At 66.3% G+C, this 17,791-nt stretch carries 17 protein-coding genes; 10 read left to right on the top strand and 7 right to left on the bottom strand.

Annotation, left to right across the window (positions count from 1 at the left end; genetic code table 11):
• Position 1 precedes the first annotated feature (1 nt).
• Positions 2-265 carry a hypothetical protein gene (locus ABY44_RS32950; RefSeq protein ID WP_155637826.1) on the top strand — a complete coding sequence of 88 codons (264 nt, stop codon included), beginning with the start codon at positions 2-4 and terminating at the stop codon, positions 263-265.
• A gap of 182 nt (positions 266-447) precedes the next feature.
• Positions 448-777 carry a VOC family protein gene (locus tag ABY44_RS32945; protein ID WP_230948789.1) on the top strand — a complete coding sequence of 110 codons (330 nt, stop codon included), beginning with the start codon at positions 448-450 and terminating at the stop codon, positions 775-777.
• Positions 778-937: 160 nt separating this feature from the next.
• Here the strand turns inward: ABY44_RS32945 and ABY44_RS32940 are convergent, their stop codons facing one another.
• Entirely contained in the window at positions 938-1,525 is a 588-nt protein-coding gene (locus tag ABY44_RS32940) for a DUF6886 family protein (protein ID WP_196487961.1), read from the bottom strand.
• A gap of 211 nt (positions 1,526-1,736) precedes the next feature.
• Here ABY44_RS32940 and ABY44_RS32935 point away from each other — a divergent pair, with 211 nt between their 5' ends.
• Positions 1,737-2,333 carry a flavin reductase family protein gene (locus tag ABY44_RS32935; RefSeq protein WP_063812534.1) on the top strand — a complete coding sequence of 199 codons (597 nt, stop codon included), beginning with the start codon at positions 1,737-1,739 and terminating at the stop codon, positions 2,331-2,333.
• A gap of 402 nt (positions 2,334-2,735) precedes the next feature.
• On the opposite strand, the gene ABY44_RS32930 is transcribed toward ABY44_RS32935, so the two are convergent.
• Positions 2,736-3,206, bottom strand: coding sequence for a VOC family protein (locus tag ABY44_RS32930; protein WP_230948790.1), 471 nt, complete (start codon positions 3,204-3,206; stop codon positions 2,736-2,738).
• Between the two features lie 90 nt (positions 3,207-3,296).
• A complete protein-coding gene (locus tag ABY44_RS32925) occupies positions 3,297-3,839 on the bottom strand; it encodes an AAA family ATPase (protein WP_059693580.1) in 543 nt (180 codons plus the stop codon).
• A gap of 238 nt (positions 3,840-4,077) precedes the next feature.
• On the opposite strand from ABY44_RS32925, the gene ABY44_RS32920 reads away from it, so the two are divergent.
• Entirely contained in the window at positions 4,078-5,055 is a 978-nt protein-coding gene (locus ABY44_RS32920) for a PDZ domain-containing protein (protein ID WP_081072715.1), read from the top strand.
• 65 nt (positions 5,056-5,120) lie between these two features.
• Here ABY44_RS32920 and ABY44_RS32915 read toward each other — a convergent pair whose 3' ends face one another.
• Positions 5,121-5,822, bottom strand: a complete 702-nt coding sequence (locus ABY44_RS32915) for a TetR/AcrR family transcriptional regulator (RefSeq protein ID WP_060170171.1) — start codon at positions 5,820-5,822, stop codon at positions 5,121-5,123.
• 52 nt (positions 5,823-5,874) lie between these two features.
• Between ABY44_RS32915 and shc the strand changes: the two genes are divergently transcribed.
• Entirely contained in the window at positions 5,875-7,911 is a 2,037-nt protein-coding gene (gene shc, locus ABY44_RS32910) for a squalene--hopene cyclase (RefSeq protein ID WP_060170169.1), read from the top strand.
• A gap of 22 nt (positions 7,912-7,933) precedes the next feature.
• Here the strand turns inward: shc and ABY44_RS32905 are convergent, their stop codons facing one another.
• Positions 7,934-8,953, bottom strand: a complete 1,020-nt coding sequence (locus ABY44_RS32905; protein WP_060170167.1) for an aldo/keto reductase — start codon at positions 8,951-8,953, stop codon at positions 7,934-7,936.
• Between the two features lie 101 nt (positions 8,954-9,054).
• On the opposite strand from ABY44_RS32905, the gene ABY44_RS32900 reads away from it, so the two are divergent.
• Positions 9,055-9,966 carry a LysR family transcriptional regulator gene (locus tag ABY44_RS32900; RefSeq protein ID WP_021160208.1) on the top strand — a complete coding sequence of 304 codons (912 nt, stop codon included), beginning with the start codon at positions 9,055-9,057 and terminating at the stop codon, positions 9,964-9,966.
• Between the two features lie 169 nt (positions 9,967-10,135).
• Here ABY44_RS32900 and ABY44_RS32895 read toward each other — a convergent pair whose 3' ends face one another.
• Positions 10,136-10,552, bottom strand: coding sequence for an SRPBCC family protein (locus ABY44_RS32895; RefSeq protein WP_027792096.1), 417 nt, complete (start codon positions 10,550-10,552; stop codon positions 10,136-10,138).
• 29 nt (positions 10,553-10,581) lie between these two features.
• A complete protein-coding gene (locus tag ABY44_RS32890; protein ID WP_060170165.1) occupies positions 10,582-11,601 on the bottom strand; it encodes an aldo/keto reductase in 1,020 nt (339 codons plus the stop codon).
• A gap of 321 nt (positions 11,602-11,922) precedes the next feature.
• Between ABY44_RS32890 and ABY44_RS32885 the strand changes: the two genes are divergently transcribed.
• The 4 genes from ABY44_RS32885 to ABY44_RS32870 form a co-directional block, all read left to right on the top strand.
• The gene (locus ABY44_RS32885; RefSeq protein ID WP_175810758.1) at positions 11,923-12,267 is read left to right on the top strand and encodes a DUF4148 domain-containing protein; all 345 of its coding nucleotides are present in this window, start codon (positions 11,923-11,925) and stop codon (positions 12,265-12,267) included.
• Positions 12,268-12,562: 295 nt separating this feature from the next.
• Positions 12,563-13,762, top strand: coding sequence for an efflux RND transporter periplasmic adaptor subunit (locus tag ABY44_RS32880; protein WP_060170163.1), 1,200 nt, complete (start codon positions 12,563-12,565; stop codon positions 13,760-13,762).
• A complete protein-coding gene (locus ABY44_RS32875; protein ID WP_060170161.1) occupies positions 13,759-16,950 on the top strand; it encodes an efflux RND transporter permease subunit in 3,192 nt (1,063 codons plus the stop codon). The genes ABY44_RS32880 and ABY44_RS32875 overlap by 4 nt, the downstream gene beginning before the upstream one ends.
• On the top strand, positions 16,947-17,791 hold an 845-nt coding region (locus ABY44_RS32870), incomplete at its 3' end, for a TolC family protein (protein ID WP_431643329.1). The genes ABY44_RS32875 and ABY44_RS32870, both read left to right, overlap by 4 nt.

The following is a 17,791-nucleotide window of genomic DNA, read 5'->3' as shown; positions in this document are numbered from 1 at the left end:
CTTGACGATTGCGACAGGTGTCGGTCTCGCCACGCCGGCTTCAGTCACGCGCCACGCGGCGGACGGCGGCCAGCGCGTCCGCGCCCTGGCCACGGAAACGACGCCGACGTTCTGGGTTGCCGGCCGCACGATCGCGTGTCCGGATAGCAGGCAACGATGGAGAAAAGCGCGCTATTCCGCACTCTGGAATGACCGGCGTATTTCAATCCGCTTACTCGCGGCAAATCTGAATAACCACGCCGAAAGTGCACGCTGGCGAATCTGACTGTGTCCTCTATGGGAATGGAAGTTGAGCCATGCGAATGTATATCGGGGCGCGTTCCGGCGGCTGACCGAAGCCCTCAAAAGATTGTTGCCAGGTGCTAGGATGAGAAACCTGTCGGCGTCCCCGATACATTCGGCCCTGATCAATTTCAAAGGCTCGCCATGAAGCTTCGGACGGTATATTTGAAAGTCATCGACATGGAGACATCCGTCTCGTTTTGGCGACGATTACTCGGACACGAGCCGCACAAGCAGTCCGGGAAGTGGACGGAATTCATGATCGGTGAAAACCGGCTAGGTCTTCTGCTAAACGACTTTGGCGACGAATTCAACGGCAGCGGTTCGGTTCCGGTCTTCGAATTCGAGAAAGAGGCTCTTCACGAGTTCGTGCAGCGGGCATTGGAAAACGGTGCCTCCGTGGTCATGGACGGATTGAAGATTGAATCGATGAAAAGCATCGTCCTGAGCAGCCCCGACGGACACGAGTTCGAGCTATGCATGTGTCACGCCTAGGCACCGCCGGGATCGCCTGCCGGATTGGCATCCGAAGCGTGGCGCCTTACGTCACCGCATGAGCGAAAAGGGGTTCGAGAAGCGCCGTGCGCTCTCTCGCACCCGTCGATGCACGTGCCACGCGAACCGCACCGGGCTCCACGATCAACCGTTGCCGCCGCTACGTAACGGTAACCGTCCGCCCTGGCTGCGAGTGGGTCCCCACCGGTTTCCCCCAGTCCTGCGCATTTCGCAATCTGATGCCGCTGGCATGCAGCGTCGTTTGCCAGACGCCTTTCAATGGCGTGAGCCTGTCCACGACACGTAACGCGATACCTCTCGACGCCAGTTCGCCCACCAGATCATCCAGCGCGTCAACCCGGGTGGGAACGACTGGCGTACGCGAGACATGCATCCCGACATCGCCGATATCCTCGAACGGTTCGACAGGCAGATGGTAGCGATAGATGCGGGCTGTCTTGAAACGGTCGAGCCACGCATGCTCGATATGCGCGATCGCGCGAAACGACGTTCCACCGAACCATGCAGCCCGATCCTCGATGCTCGTGGACGGTGTCGGCCAGACGACGATGCGCGGACACTCCCTGGGAAACAGGTACAGCAGTTCGTGCGCCTCATCCGTCGACCATACCAATGGCCCATTCAACCATTCTTGTCCGGCCGGGCGCTCAACCGCAACACGCACGGGCCTTGGATGAAATTTCACGATCGTCGAATCGTCGCTGAAATGAAAAAGACGGATTGTCATGTCGCATGCCCCCGAGCTGCTCGAACGTCACGATCTTGCTGACCATCAGGGCCAGCGAGCTGGCCGCCGCTGCCCCCATCAGGAATCCAACGACTACCAGGCGCTGCGTCCCCGGAAGATGCCTGCCGGTCATTGACGTTTCATGCAGCACTGAAACGACGTGGTCCCGATCATAGTGAAAATGGCGTGTCGAAATTCCTCTCCGAATATCATGGAAACCCGCAGCATCAGCCTTCCTGTTTTGTACTTCGGCACACCTGTTGCACTCGTTTCCAGCCTGAGTCCGGACGGAACCACGAATCTTAGCCCTATCTCATCCTATTGGGCACTGTCCGATACGTTACTGATCGGCCTGAGCGAAACGGGTCAATGCAGTCGCAATCTGCAACGATGCAAGGAGTTGGTACTCAATTTGCCGGATGCGTCGTTGTGGACGAACGTCGAGGCCATCGCAGCAACGTCCGGGGCGGAAGCCATGCCCGATGCGAAGAGGACGATGGGCTACAGGTTCGAACGTGACAAGTTCAAGTGCGCCGGCCTTACGGCGAAAGCGAGTGAATGCGTTGCTCCAATGCGAGCCGCTGAATGCCCGATCCAGATCGAAGCAGGCGTGGTTCGCACCCATCAGATCGGCAAGGAAGCAGATGCCTTGATCGCCGTCGAGGTGAAGGCGCTGCGCATCCATGTCCATTCCGAACTGCTTACCGTCTCGGATCGAATCCAACTCGATCGATGGCATCCGCTGTACTACGTCTTCCGTCAATACTTCTCGCTTGGGCAGCATCTGGGGAAAAATTTCAGAGCGTAGCTCAGCGTTGTCTCGCCGATAGGCGCGCTGACTCCAAAGGACGTCATGGATGGATCGCATACGTTCAATGCCATGCAGACGAGTTTGAACGCGGCTTCCCCCTTCGCCAAACCACGCATGCTGAATTGCCCGAAGCCCAGGACGGCCTTGATCCGACCGTCGGGCGGTTCGACGATCGATTTACGTGCGGATATGCGTGCCGGCTTTCCTCGCTGTTCAGCGCGTCATGCGGGGCTGCCGTGCGCGGATATTGTCCGGCATCGACTCGCGCCGCCTGCTTGCCCTCCCGTCCCAGCGTCACGATCAGCTCGGCGCCACAGGCATTCAGTTGTTCGAATACGATTTCGTCATCGCATACCCGTCGCCCGCTTGCTGTTGAAAAACGTTCTGCCGCGCGGACGCCTAACCGCCGCCGGCCAGCCGTGAACGGATCTCGTCAACCGAGAGATCGCGCAGATGCGTGGCGATCTGCCATGTATTTCCCCAGCGGTCTTTCACCATAGCCCGCCTGTCGCCATACGGCATGTCGGCCGGCGCTTCGAGCGGAATCGCGTGTGCCGCGAGCGCCCGCCGATAGGTCAGGTCGGCATCCTCGACATAGACATACAGAAACGCGGGCATCGGATCGCGCAGGCCGTCCTCGCCGCTGATCATCACGACGGAATCGCCGATCCGGATTTCCGCGGGCAACCCGGGTCGAAACGCGCCCTGGGCGTGAAACACCGATCGCATGAATTCGATCAGGTGTTCCGGATCCGGCACCACGATGCGGGGCGTGACGGTATGCCATCCGTCGGGCTGGAATCGGGCCATGTCGGGCAGCCTCCGAAGAGATTTCCGCGGGTATTCTCCTCCGGCTCCGGCGCGCTGCAAAGGGCACGCCGCCGTGTGCCGAAACGCCCTTGGTTCAATCGACGATGAGCGGTTTCGCGCCCGTCCCGGTGGACGATCGACGGGCCTCCCTTACGAACCCGGCCTGACGACGCCGGCTTCGTCATAAGCGACGATGTTCAACCCTTCCGTCGCCGCCGGCGCGACGAAGTACCGCGTCATCCTGTCGAACTCGGCGTCCGATGCCTGGAACGGATGGTCGCCTCGCGCGTTGCGCGCGCGCAGCCGCGCCTTGCAAACGGCATCGCTGACGTCGACGTAATGCAGCCGATGGCCGCAGCCGGCGGCCTGCGAAACGGCGAGCCCCCATGCGCGCGCGGCGACGGTATTGAACGGCACATCCAGCACCACCGACACGCCGGCCTGCAGCACCGCGCGGGCCTGATCCGCGATCACGTTGCCGACGCGCCGTGCACACCGGACGTAGTCGTCGATCGACAGGATCTCGCCCGGATAAAGATGCGCGAGCCACGCGTCTTCGCTGATCGCAACGACCGGCCCGGCGCTCGCGAGCCGCGCGACGAGCGTCGATTTTCCGGAAGCGATCTTGCCGCATACCATGTGGAGCAACACGGCATCGTCCGATGCCGTCGCGTGAAGTGACTTCGTCTGCATTTCCAGGTTCTCCGTCGAATGCCCGGAAAGCAAAAACCCGCCTTCCAGGCGGGTTGTGACGATATCCATTCAGTCGATCGCTACCCCGCCGGCAATATCGCGGCGCGAATAATCGAACGGATTGGCGAATGGGTCATGCGCGTCAGAATAACCAGCGGCCCGATTGCGAGCAAGCGAATTGGAAACGGCATACTTCAACCCGCAGGCTTAAAACTGATACCCTTGCCGGAAAACAGATATGGAGTTCCGTGGCGGCCCGCGCCACCTCCATTCAGAAAACAGAAAACCAAAGAGAGGGCATTCCGAAATGAAACGTGGTTTTGTATTTGCCGGCCTGCTGGCAATGTCGTTATTCGCCGCGCAGGCGGCACGGGCGCAGGAAAAGGCCGCGCCGCCTGTTTATACGTGGCTGTCCGAGCGTTTCCCCGATTACACCCGCTACGATTCCCCGGTATTGACCATCAGCGATTCGGGTTTATCGGCCGACCAGGGCATCGTCGACGCGCAACTGACGCTGGTCCAGTCTCCGCAAGGCGTCGATTCCGTACTGGGGCTGGCCGTCGCCTTCCATACGAAGCAGAAGTGGAATTTCAATACCGTGCGCGACTACGGGAAATTCGGCACCCGCTACCGGCAGCCGGACCTCCCCGTCGCGATTCCGACGCTGAACGGCGGCGGCTACAACGACACCGGATACTGGAACACGGCAGCCGATGGCGGCAAGACCTGGCCCGTCAACGGCGGCATCTTCATCCTGCTGGACCGCCTCAACCTGAAGACCTACGAGATCAGCGGGACCGACCTCGTGCTCAGCCTCTCGGACTACGACGCGACCGACAAGGTCTTCAGGATCCGGATTCCGGCCGCGTACCTGTCGCGCTTTCTCGCCGGCATTCCGAACGACCGCCGTCTGGTGCCGGAAGAGCTGAGGGGCCGCCCGATGGGCTTCGGCGTGCATTTCGTCGACCTCGACGAGCGGGTACAGGCGGGCATGAAGCTCCCCGGCGGCGCGATGCAGATCCTCGGTGTGCTGCCCGGCACCGTCGCCGATCGCGCCGGCCTGAAGAACTACGATGTGCTGATCCGGTTCGGCGATCGCCCGCTCAAGACGATGGCCGATCTGGCCGACGCCGTGCATGCGACCGCCAAGGGCACCGTGGTGCCGCTGACCGTCTGGCGCGATGCCAGGGCGGTCACGCTGCAGGCGCAGTTCTGATCGCGCCGCCGGGCTGGTGCGCGAACGCGGCCTGACGCCGCGGCGCATGCGTCACGCGTCACGCGTCACGCGGCCCCGTCGTGCCCCTTCGGAAACGCGCCGTGGCTCATCGCGTCGAGTTGCCGCTCGATCTCCGCGCGCAATTCGGCGGAGATCTCGACGCTGTCGAGCAACTGCGAAATCCATAGCCCGTCGGCAGCGAGCCGGCAGATCATCAGCGTCGCGGCCTGCTCGAGCGGCACCGGGTCGGGGCGCGTCCATTCCCGCATCGGCACCGACCATCGTTCGCGCGTGTCCTGGTCGGTAATCATCGACGCGACGAGCACGCGCAGCACGTCTGTACTCGCGACCGGCTGCGACTCGTCGAGCACCGCGTGCATGTAGGCCCGCGCCGCCGCACCGGCGCCGCCGGCATCCGCCGCCACCCGCTCGGCCATCTGCGCGGCGAACCGCCCGGTCGCCTGACCGAACAGCGCATCCAGCAGCCCCTGCTTGTTCGCGAAGTGATACTGCAACGCGCCCTTCGTCACGCCGGCGCGCTCGGCCACCGCATCGAGCGTCAATGCGGCCACGCCGTGATGTGTCGCGATTTCCGATGCGGCCGCCAGCAGCTGCGCGCGCACCTGGTCCGGTGCTTTTTTCCGACGCACGCCGGCGGTGGCGACGGCCGGCGCCGACGATGCTTCAGGCGCCCGCGCACCGGCCACGGCAGCCGGTTCGACAGGCTCGGCCACATCGTGCGGCGCGGGTTCGAGGTGCTTTTTCATGATGCGGATGTTAGCACCGGGCGTCTCGATATAAACATTCCGGCTGGATGGTATGATCCGCCGCATGACTCGATCCCCCCCCTCCCCCTGGTCCGCGCTCGACACCGCCATCGCCCGTGGACGCGACGCCCTCGTGCGTCTCCAGCAGCCCGACGGCAGCTGGTGTTTCGAACTCGAATCCGACGCGACGATCACCGCGGAATACATCCTGATGATGCATTTCATGGACAAGATCGACGACCTCCGCCAGGAGCGGATGGCGCGCTACCTGCGCGCGAACCAGCGGCTCGACACGCACGGCGGCTGGGCACTGTACGTCGACGGCGATCCGGACGTGTCGTGCAGCGTGAAGGCGTACTTCGCGCTGAAGGCGGCCGGCGACAGCGAACACGCGCCGCACATGGTCCGCGCGCGCGACGCGATCCTGAAGCTCGGCGGCGCGGCACGCTCGAACGTGTTCACGCGCATCCTGCTCGCGACGTTCGGCCAGGTGCCGTGGCGCGCGGCGCCGTTCATGCCGATCGAATTCGTGCTGTTCCCGAAGTGGGTGCCGATCTCGATGTACAAGGTCGCGTACTGGGCGCGCACGACGATGGTGCCGCTGCTCGTGCTGTGCTCGCTGAAGGCGCGCGCCCGCAATCCGCGCAACGTCTCGATCCGCGAGCTGTTCGTCACGCCGCCGGATGAGGAACGCCGGTACTTCCCGCCCGCGCGCGGCATGCGCAAGCTGTTCCTCGCGCTCGACCGCACGGTGCGTCATGTCGAGCCGCTGATGCCGAAGGGCCTGCGGCAGCGCGCGATCCGCCACGCCGAAGCGTGGTGCGCGGAGCGCATGAACGGCGAGGACGGGCTCGGCGGGATCTTCCCGCCGATCGTGTACAGCTACCAGATGATGCAGGTGCTCGGCTACCCGGACGATCATCCGCTGCGGCGCGATTGCGAGAACGCGCTGGAAAAGCTGCTGGTCACGCGGCCGGACGGCAGCATGTATTGCCAGCCCTGCCTGTCGCCGGTGTGGGATACCGCGTGGAGCACGATGGCGCTCGAGCAGGCGCGCGGCGTGGCGGTGCCGGAAGACGGCGAGCCGGACGACGCGCGGCGCGCACTCGACGCACGCATCGCGCGCGCGTACGACTGGCTGGCCGAACGCCAGGTGAACGACCTGCGCGGCGACTGGATCGAGAACGCGCCGGCCGACGTCCAGCCGGGCGGATGGGCGTTCCAGTACGCGAACCCGTACTACCCCGACATCGACGACACCGCGGTCGTCACCGCGATGCTCGATCGCCGCGGCCGCACGCATTGCAACGCGGACGGCACGAACCCGTATGCGCCGCGCGTCGCGCGCGCGCTCGACTGGATGCGCGGGCTGCAATCGCGCAACGGCGGCTTCGCGGCGTTCGACGCCGACTGCGACCGCATGTACCTGAACGCGATCCCGTTCGCCGATCACGGCGCCCTGCTCGATCCGCCGACCGAGGACGTGTCGGGCCGCGTGCTGCTGTGCTTCGGCGTGACGAAACGCGCGGACGAACGCGCGTCGCTCGCGCGCTGCATCGAATACGTGAAGCGCACGCAGCAGCCCGACGGCAGCTGGTGGGGCCGCTGGGGCACGAACTACATCTACGGTACGTGGAGCGTGCTGGCCGGCCTCGCGCTCGCCGGCGAGGACAAGTCGCAGCCGTATATCGCACGCGCGATCGAATGGCTGCGTTCAAGGCAGCATGCGGATGGCGGCTGGGGCGAGACGAACGACAGCTATATCGACCCGAAGCTGGGCGGCACCAATGGCGGCGAGAGCACGTCGAACTTCACCGCGTGGGCGCTGCTCGCGCAGATGGCGTTCGGCGACTGCGAATCCGATTCGGTGAAGCGCGGCATCGCGTATCTGCAGTCGGTGCAGCAGGAAGACGGTTTCTGGTGGCATCGTTCCCACAATGCGCCCGGCTTCCCGCGCATCTTCTACCTGAAGTATCACGGCTATACCGCGTACTTCCCGCTGTGGGCGCTCGCGCGTTACCGGCGGCTGGCGGGCGCGGCGGCGGCTGCGCCCGCGGCAGTCGATGCGGCCGACACGGCCGTCGCCTGAACGATCGCGCGCCGCCCGGCGCTCAGCGATCGATCGGCAGCGGCGCATCGGCCGCGACGAGCTGCTGCTCGCGCATCTCGCGCCAGAAATCGGCGGGGATATCGAACGTCAGTGCCGCTGAATCTTCCGCGATCCGCTCGGGCCGGCTCGCGCCCGGAATCACCGCGGCCGTCGCCGGATGCGCGAGCACGAACTGCAGCGCGGCCGCCTTGACCGGCACGTCGTAGCGCGCCGCGATCGCGCGGATGCGCTCGACCTTCGCGACGATGTCGGGCGGCGCCTTCCGGTATTCGAAGTGCGCGCCGCCGACGAGCACCCCCGAGCTGTACGGGCCACCGACGACGATCCCGACGTTGCGGGCCGCAGCCGCCGGCATCACGCGCTGCAGCGCGCGTTCGTGGTCGAGCAGCGTGTAGCGGCCGGCCAGCAGCATGCCGTCCGGTTGCGGTTCGGCCAGATCCAGCACCAGTTCGATCGGCTCGACGCGGTTCACGCCGAGGCCCCATGCACCGATCACGCCTTCTTCGCGCAGCTTGCCCAGCACGCGGAACGCGCCCTTGCGCGCGGCCTCGAACTGCGCGAGCCATTCGTCGCCATGGATGTCCTGCGCGATGTCGTGCACCCAGACAATGTCGAGGCGGTCGGTGCGCAGGCGCTTCAGGCTGTCCTCGATCGAGCGCAGCGTCGCGTCGGCCGAGTAGTCGCTCACCAGCCGGTTCGCGCGGCCATGCGCGAAGATCCCGCTCTTTTCGCCGTAGTCGCGGGTCTTCGCGTCTTCCATTTCGTCGAGCACGAGGCGGCCGACCTTCGTGCTGATGACGTAGTCGTCACGGCGATGGCCGGCGAGCGCGTCGCCGAGGCGCGCTTCGGCCAGGCCGGCGCCGTAAGACGGCGCGGTATCGAAGTAGCGGATACCGCGCGCCCACGCGGCTTCGACGGTGGCGATCGCTTCAGCGTCGTGAATGTCGCGGAACATGTTGCCGAGCGGCGCCGCGCCGAAACCGAGCCGGTTGTCGGCCGGCAGCGTGTCTTTGAGACTCATCAGTTGCTCCGGGTCTGACAGGAAAGTGAACCCAGTCTAGGTTGCACACATAAGTCTGTCCAAGACATAATTCGTCAAACTTGAGTCCCCGAAGGTCTTATATGCTCGACATCCGCCAGCTTCAGTATTTCATCGCGGTCGCGGAAGAGGAACACGTCGGCCGCGCGGCCGAACGCCTGCACATTTCGCAATCGCCGCTCAGCCGCCAGATCGCGCAGCTCGAGGAAAAGCTCGGGCTGACGCTGTTCGAACGCAGCCAGCAGCGCATTCGTCTGACGCGTGACGGCCGCACGTTCCTCAGTGAAACGCACGCGTTCCTGCGTCACGCGAACCGGCTCGAATCGCTCGCGCGCCGGCTCGGCCGCGGCGACGAAGGCGGCCTGTGCATCGGCTACCTCGAAACGGCCACGCACTCGGGCGTGCTGCCGCGCGCGCTGAAGACGTTGCGTGCCGATCGCCCGTCCGTTCACATCGCTCTGTATAACTATCAATCCGCCGCGCAGCTCGAAGGCTTGCGCGAACGCAGCCTCGACATCGCGCTCGTCACCGAGCCGCCTGCACCCGACGATCCCGAACTCGATTCGATGCGGGTGCTGAACGATCCGATGCTGCTCGCGATGCCCGACGGGCACCCGCTCGCGAAGAAGAAGACACTCGTCGCCGACGATCTCGCCGCGCAGGCGTGGATCGGCGTCACGCAGCACGAAAGCGCGCCGCGTCACGGCGCGTTCGTCGCGGCGTGCGCGAAAGCCGGCTTTTCGCCGGACATTTCGGTGGAAGCGACCGAGCCGCTCGCGGCGCTCGGGCTCGTCGCCGCCGGGCTCGGCGTGACGATGATCCAGCAGAGCCTGCGTCACCAGGTGCCGGAAGGCGTCGTGCTGCGCGAGCTGCCGTGGTTCAGTTACCGCACGCCGCTGTGGGCCGCGTGGCACAAGGTCAACCTGCGGCCGCTGGTCGGCATCTTCCGCGAAATCCTGACCGGCGAAGAGGTCGTCGCGGTGGCCGGAAAGTAACGCTGCGGATGGCCGGGGGGGCCTGCACATCGGTGCGGTCGCGCATGCGAAGCAAACATGGCAACGCCTTCGGCAAGAGCCTGAACCCGCGACGAAGGCGCTGACGGAGCCCGATATCGCCGGGCTCCTGCTCACGCGATGCGATGCGATGCGTCGAGTCGCGCTGCCGTCAGGCCGCCGCGAACCGCTTCGCCAGTTCCGCGAGGCCGTCTTCGTAGATCCCGCGGAACAGCTTGACGGTGTCGTCGTCGGTCGCGCCGTGCGGCGTGAACGTGCCCGACCATTCGACGGTCGACGCGTTCGGGCCGTTTTCGCGCACGCGCAGCGTCGAGCGATAGTTCACGACCGGGAACGGCGCTTCGAGGATCGCGTACGTGTAGCTGCGTTGCGCTTCGTCGAACGCGACCAGCCGCTCGACGATCGCCTCGCCGGCCGGGTTCGCGAGACGCCGCACGCGCCCGCCTTCGCTCAGCTCGCTGGCCGGAATGTACGACAGCCAGTCGGGCAGCGACCCGAAGCCGCCGATCAGTTGCCAGACCGTCCCGGCCGAAGCCGGGAGTTCGATGCTTGCATTGGCCTGTGCCATGTCATCACCTTTCAGGATTGACGTCAGGATCAACGACCGGCCGGCAGCGGCGCGTTGGCCGCGATCAGACCTTGTTCACGCATTTCGCGCCAGAAGTCGGCCGGGATCACCACGTTCAGCGCTGCCTGGTCTTCCGCGATCCGCTCCGGGCGGCTCGCGCCCGGAATCACCGCGACGGTGGCCGGATGCGACATCGAGAACTGCAGCGCGGCGGCCTTGATCGGCACGTCGTAGCGCGTGGCGATCGCCTTGATCCGCTCGACCTTCGCGAGAATGTCCGGCGAAGCCTTCTGGTATTCGAAATGCGTGCCGCCCGCGAGCACGCCCGAGCTGTACGGGCCGCCGACGACGATCCCGACGTTCTGCGCGGCAGCCGCCGGCATCACGCGTTGCAGCGCGCGCTCGTGGTCGAGCAGCGTGTAGCGGCCGGCCAGCAGCATGCCGTCCGGTTGCGGTTCGGCGAGGTCCAGCACCAGTTCGATCGGCTCGACGCGGTTCACGCCGAGACCCCATGCCTTGATCACGCCTTCTTCGCGCAGCTTGCTCAGCACGCGGAACGCACCCTTGCGCGCGACTTCGAACTGCGCGAGCCATTCGTCGCCGTAGAAGTCCTGCGCGATGTCGTGCACCCAGACGATGTCGAGGCGGTCGGTGCGCAGGCGCTTCAGGCTGTCCTCGATCGAACGCAGCGTCGCGTCGGCCGTGTAGTCGTTGACGATGCGGTTCGGCCGGCCGTGTTCGAACAGGCCGCCTTTTTCGCCGAGATCGCGCGCCGACACGTCTTCGATTTCGTCGAGGATCACGCGGCCGACCTTGGTGCTCAGGACATATTCGTCGCGCGGGTGGTTCGCCAGCGCATCGCCGAGGCGGATTTCCGCCAGGCCCGCGCCGTAGAACGGAGCCGAATCGAAATAACGGATGCCGTGTTGCCATGCCGCTTCGACGGTGGCCGCGGCTTCCGCGTCGGGGATGTTGCGGAACATGTTGCCGAGCGGGGCCGTACCGAAACCAAGGATCTTGTTACCGGGCAGCTTGTCTTTGAGACTCATGATCTTCTCCAGGGAATGAGGGAAAGCGGGTTCAGTCTAGGTACGTCGGTTAAGTCTGTCCAAGACGGAATTCGACACACTTGAGTCCCCGGAGGTCTGAATGGCCGTTTCAAGGCCTGCCTCGATGCCCCGCCCCGATACCCGGTTCCGGCAGGACGCCCGACCGGCAAGGCTTTCGACCGAATCCACACCCGATTCGTGATTCCAGATCAAAAATCATTTGGGCCGGCAGCCGTTTTTCCCGGGCGCCGCGATACCTATATTGGCTGCACTCGCAACGACATCGACGTGGTTGCGGTTCACTCGACCCGACAGGTATCCATGATGAAAACGCTGATTTCTTCCACGCTTGCCGCACTGATCCTTTCCGCACCGGCGCTGTCGTTCGCGCAGCAGGCCGACCATCAACTGACCCGCGCCGAAGTGAAGGCCGAAATGGCGCGTCTCGCGGCCGTCGGCTACACCCCGGCGCTGGACCACAACCAGTATCCGGTCGCGATCCTCGCCGCCGAAAAGCGCGTGCGGGAAAACGCCGTCGCACAAAACGCGCCGGGCACCGCACCGGCCGCCGCGACGTCCGGTTACGGCAGCGAAGCGCGCACCGCCGGCGAATCCGGCCGCGTGACGACGATCAACGGCCGCGACTCGATCTATCGCGGCCATTGAGCCGCGCCGACGCGCAAGCGCGCCCGCCTCCCGATACGCGCCACCCTTCGTCCCGCCCTTCCGCATGGCCGGCCCGAATCGCCTGAACGGGCATTCGGGCCGCGTGTCGTCGCCGCATTTTTTCTCCCCCGCCCTGCCCCGCGAAACCCGCTCGCACATCGTCACCGCGTACGCCGATTCGTGACTTCGCAGTACAAGTTCTTATGCCGCTTCATCCGTTTATCCGCCGCGCGCCGCGCCGGATACTGCGCACCATCCGGTGCCAGGCGCCCCACTCGATATTTCGCACACACGTATGAATCGATATCCAGGATTGAAGCGCATCGCGCGACCAGCCGTGCTGGCCGCCATTCCACTGGCCGCGCTCGTCGCGTTGTCCGGCTGCCGGTCGGATGACAAGGCGCCGGCCGCGACGCCGAACGTGATCGTCAGCGCGCCCGTCGCGCGCGACGTCAACGACGTCGACGTCTATACGGGCCGCTTCGAAGCGGTCGACACCGTCGACGTGCGCCCGCGCGTGAGCGGTTATCTCGACAAGGTCGCGTTCCAGGACGGCGCGACCGTCCGCAAGGGCGACCTGCTGTTCGCCATCGACCCGCGCCCGTATCAAGCGGCCGTCACGGCCGCGCAAGGCACGCTCGAACGCGCGCAGTCGCAACTGAAGCTGAGCCGGCAGGATTTCGAACGCGCCAGCATCCTGATCAGGACGGACACGATCGCGCAGAGCCTCTACGACCAGCGCAGGCAGGCCGTGCAAAGTGCGCAGGCCGAGGTGACGAGCGCGCAAGGTGCGCTCGAACGCGCGCGGCTCGACCTGTCGTTCACGCGCATCGTCGCGCCGATGTCCGGCCGCATCAGCCGCAAGCGCGTCAGCGAGGGCAACCTCGTGAAAGGCGGCGACAGCGACGCCACCGTGCTGACGACGATCGTGTCGCAGGACCCGATCGACATCTACTTCGATGTCGACGAGGCAAGCTACCTGCGCTATACGCGCGAGGCGCAAAAAAGCGGCGGCAGCGCGTCGTCGCGGCAGGTCGCGATCGCGCTGCCGGGCGATGCGCAGCCGTCGCTGACGGGCACGATGGATTTCGTCGACAACCGCCTCGACGACTCGACCGGCACGCTGCGGCAACGCGCGCGCGTCGCGAATCCGGACCGGCGCCTGAGCCCCGGCCAGTTCGGCCGCGTCTATCTGTCGAGCCGCGTCGCGCATCACGCGCTGCTCGTGCCGGATGCGGCCGTCGCGACCGATGCGACGCGCCGCGTGCTGTATTTCGTCGACGCGAACGGCACCGTCGCGATTCGCCCCGTGACGCCCGGCCGCCTGTACGGCAACCTGCGCGAGATCGACGCGGGGCTGAACGCGGGCGACCGCGTGATCGTCGACGGCTTCCAGCGCGTGCAGGCCGGCGACAAGGTCAAGGCCGTGCCGCGCGCGATCGAAGCCGCCGCGTTGGCCCGCGCGGCGAGCGGCACGACCGGGAGCGCGCAATGAACCTCGGCCGTCTGTCCGTCCAGCAACCGGTGCTCGCGATCGTCCTGTCCATCGTGCTGACCATCGCCGGTGCGCTGGCCTATTTCTCGCTTGCGGTGTCCGAGTATCCGGACATCGCGCCGCCGACCGTCGTGATCCAGGCGACCTATCCGGGCGCGTCCGCGGAAACGGTGTCGCAAACGGTGTCGACGCCGATCGAACTCGAAGTGAACGGCGTGGAAGACATGCTGTACATGTACAGCCAGGCGACGTCCGACGGCAGCCTGAACATCACCGTGACGTTCAAGCCCGGCACCGACGTCGACAAGGCGCAGGTGCTCGTGCAGAACCGCGTCGCGCTCGCGACGCCGCGCCTGCCGGAGCCCGTGCAGCGCAGCGGCGTATCGGTGCGCAAGTCGTCGCCGACGCAGCTCGGCACGATCTTCCTGTACTCGCCGGACCAGCGCTACGATCCGCTGTACGTGTCGAACTACGCGATCCGCAACGTCGCGGACGTGCTGAAGCGGATCGAGGGCGTCGGCGACATCAACCCGCTCGGCGCGCGCGAATACTCGATGCGCATCTGGCTCGATCCCGAGCGCGTCGCGTCGTTCGGCCTGAGCCCCGGCGACCTGATCGCCGCGGTGCGGGCGCAGAACACGCAGCTCGCGGGCGGCGTGGTCGCGCAGGCGCCGATCACGAACCAGGCGTTCCAGCCGAACCTGATCTTCGAAGGGCGGCTCAAGCGTCCCGAGGATTTCAGCGACATCGTCGTCAAGCAGGGCAAGGACGGGCGGCTCGTGCGGCTGAAGGATGTCGCGCGCGTCGAGGTCGGTGCACTCGCGTATGCGACCGACAGCTACATGCTGCGCCACCCGACGATCGCGTTGCAGGTGCTGCAGCAGCCCGGCGCGAACGCGGTCGCGACGATGGATGCGGTCGAGAAGAAGATGGCCGAACTGGCCAGGGACTTCCCGAAGGGCATCGTCTACAACATCGGCTACAACCCGACCGCCTTCATCGGCGACAGCATCCACGAACTCGTCAAGACCATCTACGAAGCCGTCGTGCTCGTCGTGTTCGTCGTGCTGCTGTTCCTGCAGGGCTGGCGGCCGTCGATCATCCCGATCCTGTCGATTCCGGTGTCGCTCGTCGGCACGTTCGCGGCGATGGCCGCGCTCGGCTACTCGATCAACAACCTGACGCTGTTCGGCCTCGTGCTCGCGGTGGGGATCGTCGTCGACAACGCGATCGTCGTGGTCGAGAACGTCGAGCGGCACCTGTCGGCCGGTGCCGCGCCGCGCGACGCGACGCTGCTGACGATGAAGGAAGTCGGCGGCGCGCTGTTCGCGATCACGCTCGTGCTGTGCGCGGTGTTCGTGCCGACCTCGTTCATTCCGGGTATCTCGGGCCAGTTCTTCCGCCAGTTCGGCGTGACGATCGCCGTGTCGACCGCGATCTCGTTCTTCACGTCGGTGACGCTCGCGCCCGCACTCTCCGCGATGATGCTGAAAGCGCACGCCCGCGATCACGACGTGCCCGCTCCGGCATCGCGCATGGCCGCGCCGTTCGCGCCGGCGATGCGCGTCGCGCGGCGCTTCTCGAACGCGTTCAACCGCGTGTTCCAGCGCCTGTCCGATGCGTATGGCCGGCTCGTCAGGAAGGTCGTGCGGATCATCCCGGCGATGGGCGTGCTGTACGTGGTGCTGATCGCCGCGACCGGCTACCTGCTCGTGTCGAGCCCGAAGGGCTTCATTCCCGCGCAGGACCGCGGCTACCTCGTCGTGCTCGTGCGGATGCCCGACGGCGCGACGCTCGAACGCACGAGCGCCGTCGCACGCAAGATCGAGGACATCGCGCTGTCGGTGCCCGGTGTCGCACGCGTGCCGGTGTTCTCCGGCGTGAACGCGGCGACCGGCACGAACTCGGCGAACAGCGCCGGCCTGTTCCCGGTGTTCCAGCCCTGGCCCGAACGCAAGGCGCGCGGCCTGACGATCGACACGATCGCCGCCGAGATGCGCAAGCGGCTCGCGGCCGTCACCGAGGCGTCGATCGTCGTCGCGATGCCGCCGCCGGTGCAGGGCCTCGGCAGCACGGGCGGTTTCGCGATGCGGCTCGAAGACCGCAACGGCCTCGGCACCGCCGCGCTCGCGAAGGCGACGCAGGATCTGGTGGCGGCCGCGAACCGCACGCCCGGCATGGTCGGCGTCTATACGCCCTACTCCGCGACGAGCCCGCAGGTGCACGTCGAGCTCGACCGCGAGAAGGCCGAGATGCTCGGCGTGCCGAGCCAGGCCATCAACGACGCGGTCGAGACGTATTTCGGCTCGACCTACATCAACGACTTCAACATCGTCGGGCGCACCTATCGCGTGACCGCGCAGGCCGACCTGCCGTTCCGCGTCGGCGCTTCCGATCTCGCGCGGCTGAAGGTGCGCAACCGCGACGGCGAGATGGTGCCGATTGGCAGCGTCACGCGCATCGACGACACGCTCGGCGTCGATCGCGCGCCGCGCTACAACCTGTATCCGGCCACCGAGATCAACGGCGATACGGCACCGGGCCTCGGTTCCGGCTTCGCGATCAAGACGATGGAATCGCTCGCGAAACAGGTGCTGCCGCCCAGCATTTCGTTCGAATGGACCGATCTGTCGTATCAGCAGACCACGGCCGGCAACACGGGGCTGCTCGTGTTCCCGCTGTGCGTGCTGCTCGTCTACCTGGTGCTCGCCGCGCAGTACGGCAGCTGGAGCCTGCCCGTGTCGATCCTGCTGATCGTGCCGATGTGCCTGCTCGCCGCATCGCTCGGCGTGCGCGCGCTCGGCCAGGACGTGAACATCCTCACGCAGATCGGCTTCATCGTGCTGGTCGGGCTCGCCGCGAAGAACGCGATCCTGATCGTCGAGGTCGCGCGGCAGCTGGAGGCCGACGGCACCCAACTCGTCGAGGCCGTCGTCGAAGCCTGCGTGCAGCGGCTGCGCCCGATCGTGATGACGTCGCTCGCGTTCATCCTCGGCGTGTTGCCGCTCGTGATCTCCGAAGGCGCCGGCGCGGAAATGCGCCAGGCGGTCGGCGCGGCCGTGTTCTTCGGGATGATCGGCGTGACGTTCTTCGGGCTGCTGTTTACGCCCGTGTTCTATGTGATGGTTCGCCGGCTCGCGTTGCGCAAGACCGCTGTCGCGACCGTCGCGACGGAGGTGGTGCAATGAAGTTCGTTCGACTCGTGGCCGCGCTGTCCGCGGCGGCCGTCCTGACCGCGTGCACGAGCGCGCCGGTCGCCACCGTCACGCCGCCGCCGCTGGCCGCGACCTATGCGAACGCGGATCTCGCGGCCGGCGGCCCGGCCGCCGACACCGGCGCGTGGTGGCACGCTTTCCACGACCCGATCCTCGACCGGCTGGTCGACACGGCGCTCGCGAACAACCTCGACCTGCAGGCCGCAGTCGCACGCATCGACGCGGCGCGCGCGGTGCGGATCGGCGCGGCGTCGCAGTGGTTCCCTTCGGTCGACCTGAACGCGGGCGCCGGCCGCCAGCGGCTCTCCGCCTCGCAGGCATTCCCGACCGATACGCCGACGACCGGCAACGCGTTCGACCTGAATGCGAGCCTCGCGTGGGAAATCGACATCTTCGGGCGCATCCGCCAGGGCGTGTCGGCCGCCGACGCGGATATCGCGTCCGCGCAGAACGATGCGGCGGCCGTGCGGATCGCGACGATCGACGAAACCGTGCGCACCTACGTGACGGTGCGCGGGCTCGAGCAGCGGCTCGCGCTGGTCGAGGCCAACGCGTCGAGCCAGCGCAGCACCGAGGAATCGACGCGGCGCCTGTTCGACGCGGGCGTCGTGCCGGTGGCCGACGTGGACCGCGCCGCCGCGCAGACGGAAACGACGCTGGCCGAGCTGCCCGCGCTGCAACTTCAGCGGCAGGCCGCGATCCACCGGCTGTCGATCATCACCGCATCCACGCCGCAGGCCATCTACGCGCGCGTCGATCCGCCCGCGCCGGAACCGGTGTGGACGGCCGCCGCGCCGGGCGTCGGCACGCCGGC

Source organism: Burkholderia sp. ZZQ-2 (assembly GCF_050768715.1).
Classification (GTDB): domain Bacteria; phylum Pseudomonadota; class Gammaproteobacteria; order Burkholderiales; family Burkholderiaceae; genus Burkholderia; species Burkholderia cepacia.
Note: the sequence above shows the minus strand (reverse complement) of the source record. Positions and strands in the feature narration are given on the sequence as shown.

Excerpts from the sequence above, each read along its gene's own strand:
- ABY44_RS32880 (WP_060170163.1), top strand. The coding sequence starts at position 12,563 with ATGAATCGATATCCAGGATTGAAGCGCATCGCGCGACCAGCCGTGCTG.
- ABY44_RS32940 (WP_196487961.1), bottom strand. The coding sequence starts at position 1,525 with ATGACAATCCGTCTTTTTCATTTCAGCGACGATTCGACGATCGTGAAA.
- ABY44_RS32885 (WP_175810758.1), top strand. The coding sequence starts at position 11,923 with ATGATGAAAACGCTGATTTCTTCCACGCTTGCCGCACTGATCCTTTCC.
- ABY44_RS32890 (WP_060170165.1), bottom strand. The coding sequence starts at position 11,601 with ATGAGTCTCAAAGACAAGCTGCCCGGTAACAAGATCCTTGGTTTCGGT.
- ABY44_RS32875 (WP_060170161.1), top strand. The coding sequence starts at position 13,759 with ATGAACCTCGGCCGTCTGTCCGTCCAGCAACCGGTGCTCGCGATCGTC.
- ABY44_RS32905 (WP_060170167.1), bottom strand. The coding sequence starts at position 8,953 with ATGAGTCTCAAAGACACGCTGCCGGCCGACAACCGGCTCGGTTTCGGC.
- ABY44_RS32900 (WP_021160208.1), top strand. The coding sequence starts at position 9,055 with ATGCTCGACATCCGCCAGCTTCAGTATTTCATCGCGGTCGCGGAAGAG.
- ABY44_RS32915 (WP_060170171.1), bottom strand. The coding sequence starts at position 5,822 with ATGAAAAAGCACCTCGAACCCGCGCCGCACGATGTGGCCGAGCCTGTC.
- ABY44_RS32935 (WP_063812534.1), top strand. The coding sequence starts at position 1,737 with ATGGAAACCCGCAGCATCAGCCTTCCTGTTTTGTACTTCGGCACACCT.
- shc (WP_060170169.1), top strand. The coding sequence starts at position 5,875 with ATGATCCGCCGCATGACTCGATCCCCCCCCTCCCCCTGGTCCGCGCTC.
- ABY44_RS32895 (WP_027792096.1), bottom strand. The coding sequence starts at position 10,552 with ATGGCACAGGCCAATGCAAGCATCGAACTCCCGGCTTCGGCCGGGACG.
- ABY44_RS32925 (WP_059693580.1), bottom strand. The coding sequence starts at position 3,839 with ATGCAGACGAAGTCACTTCACGCGACGGCATCGGACGATGCCGTGTTG.
- ABY44_RS32920 (WP_081072715.1), top strand. The coding sequence starts at position 4,078 with ATGGAGTTCCGTGGCGGCCCGCGCCACCTCCATTCAGAAAACAGAAAA.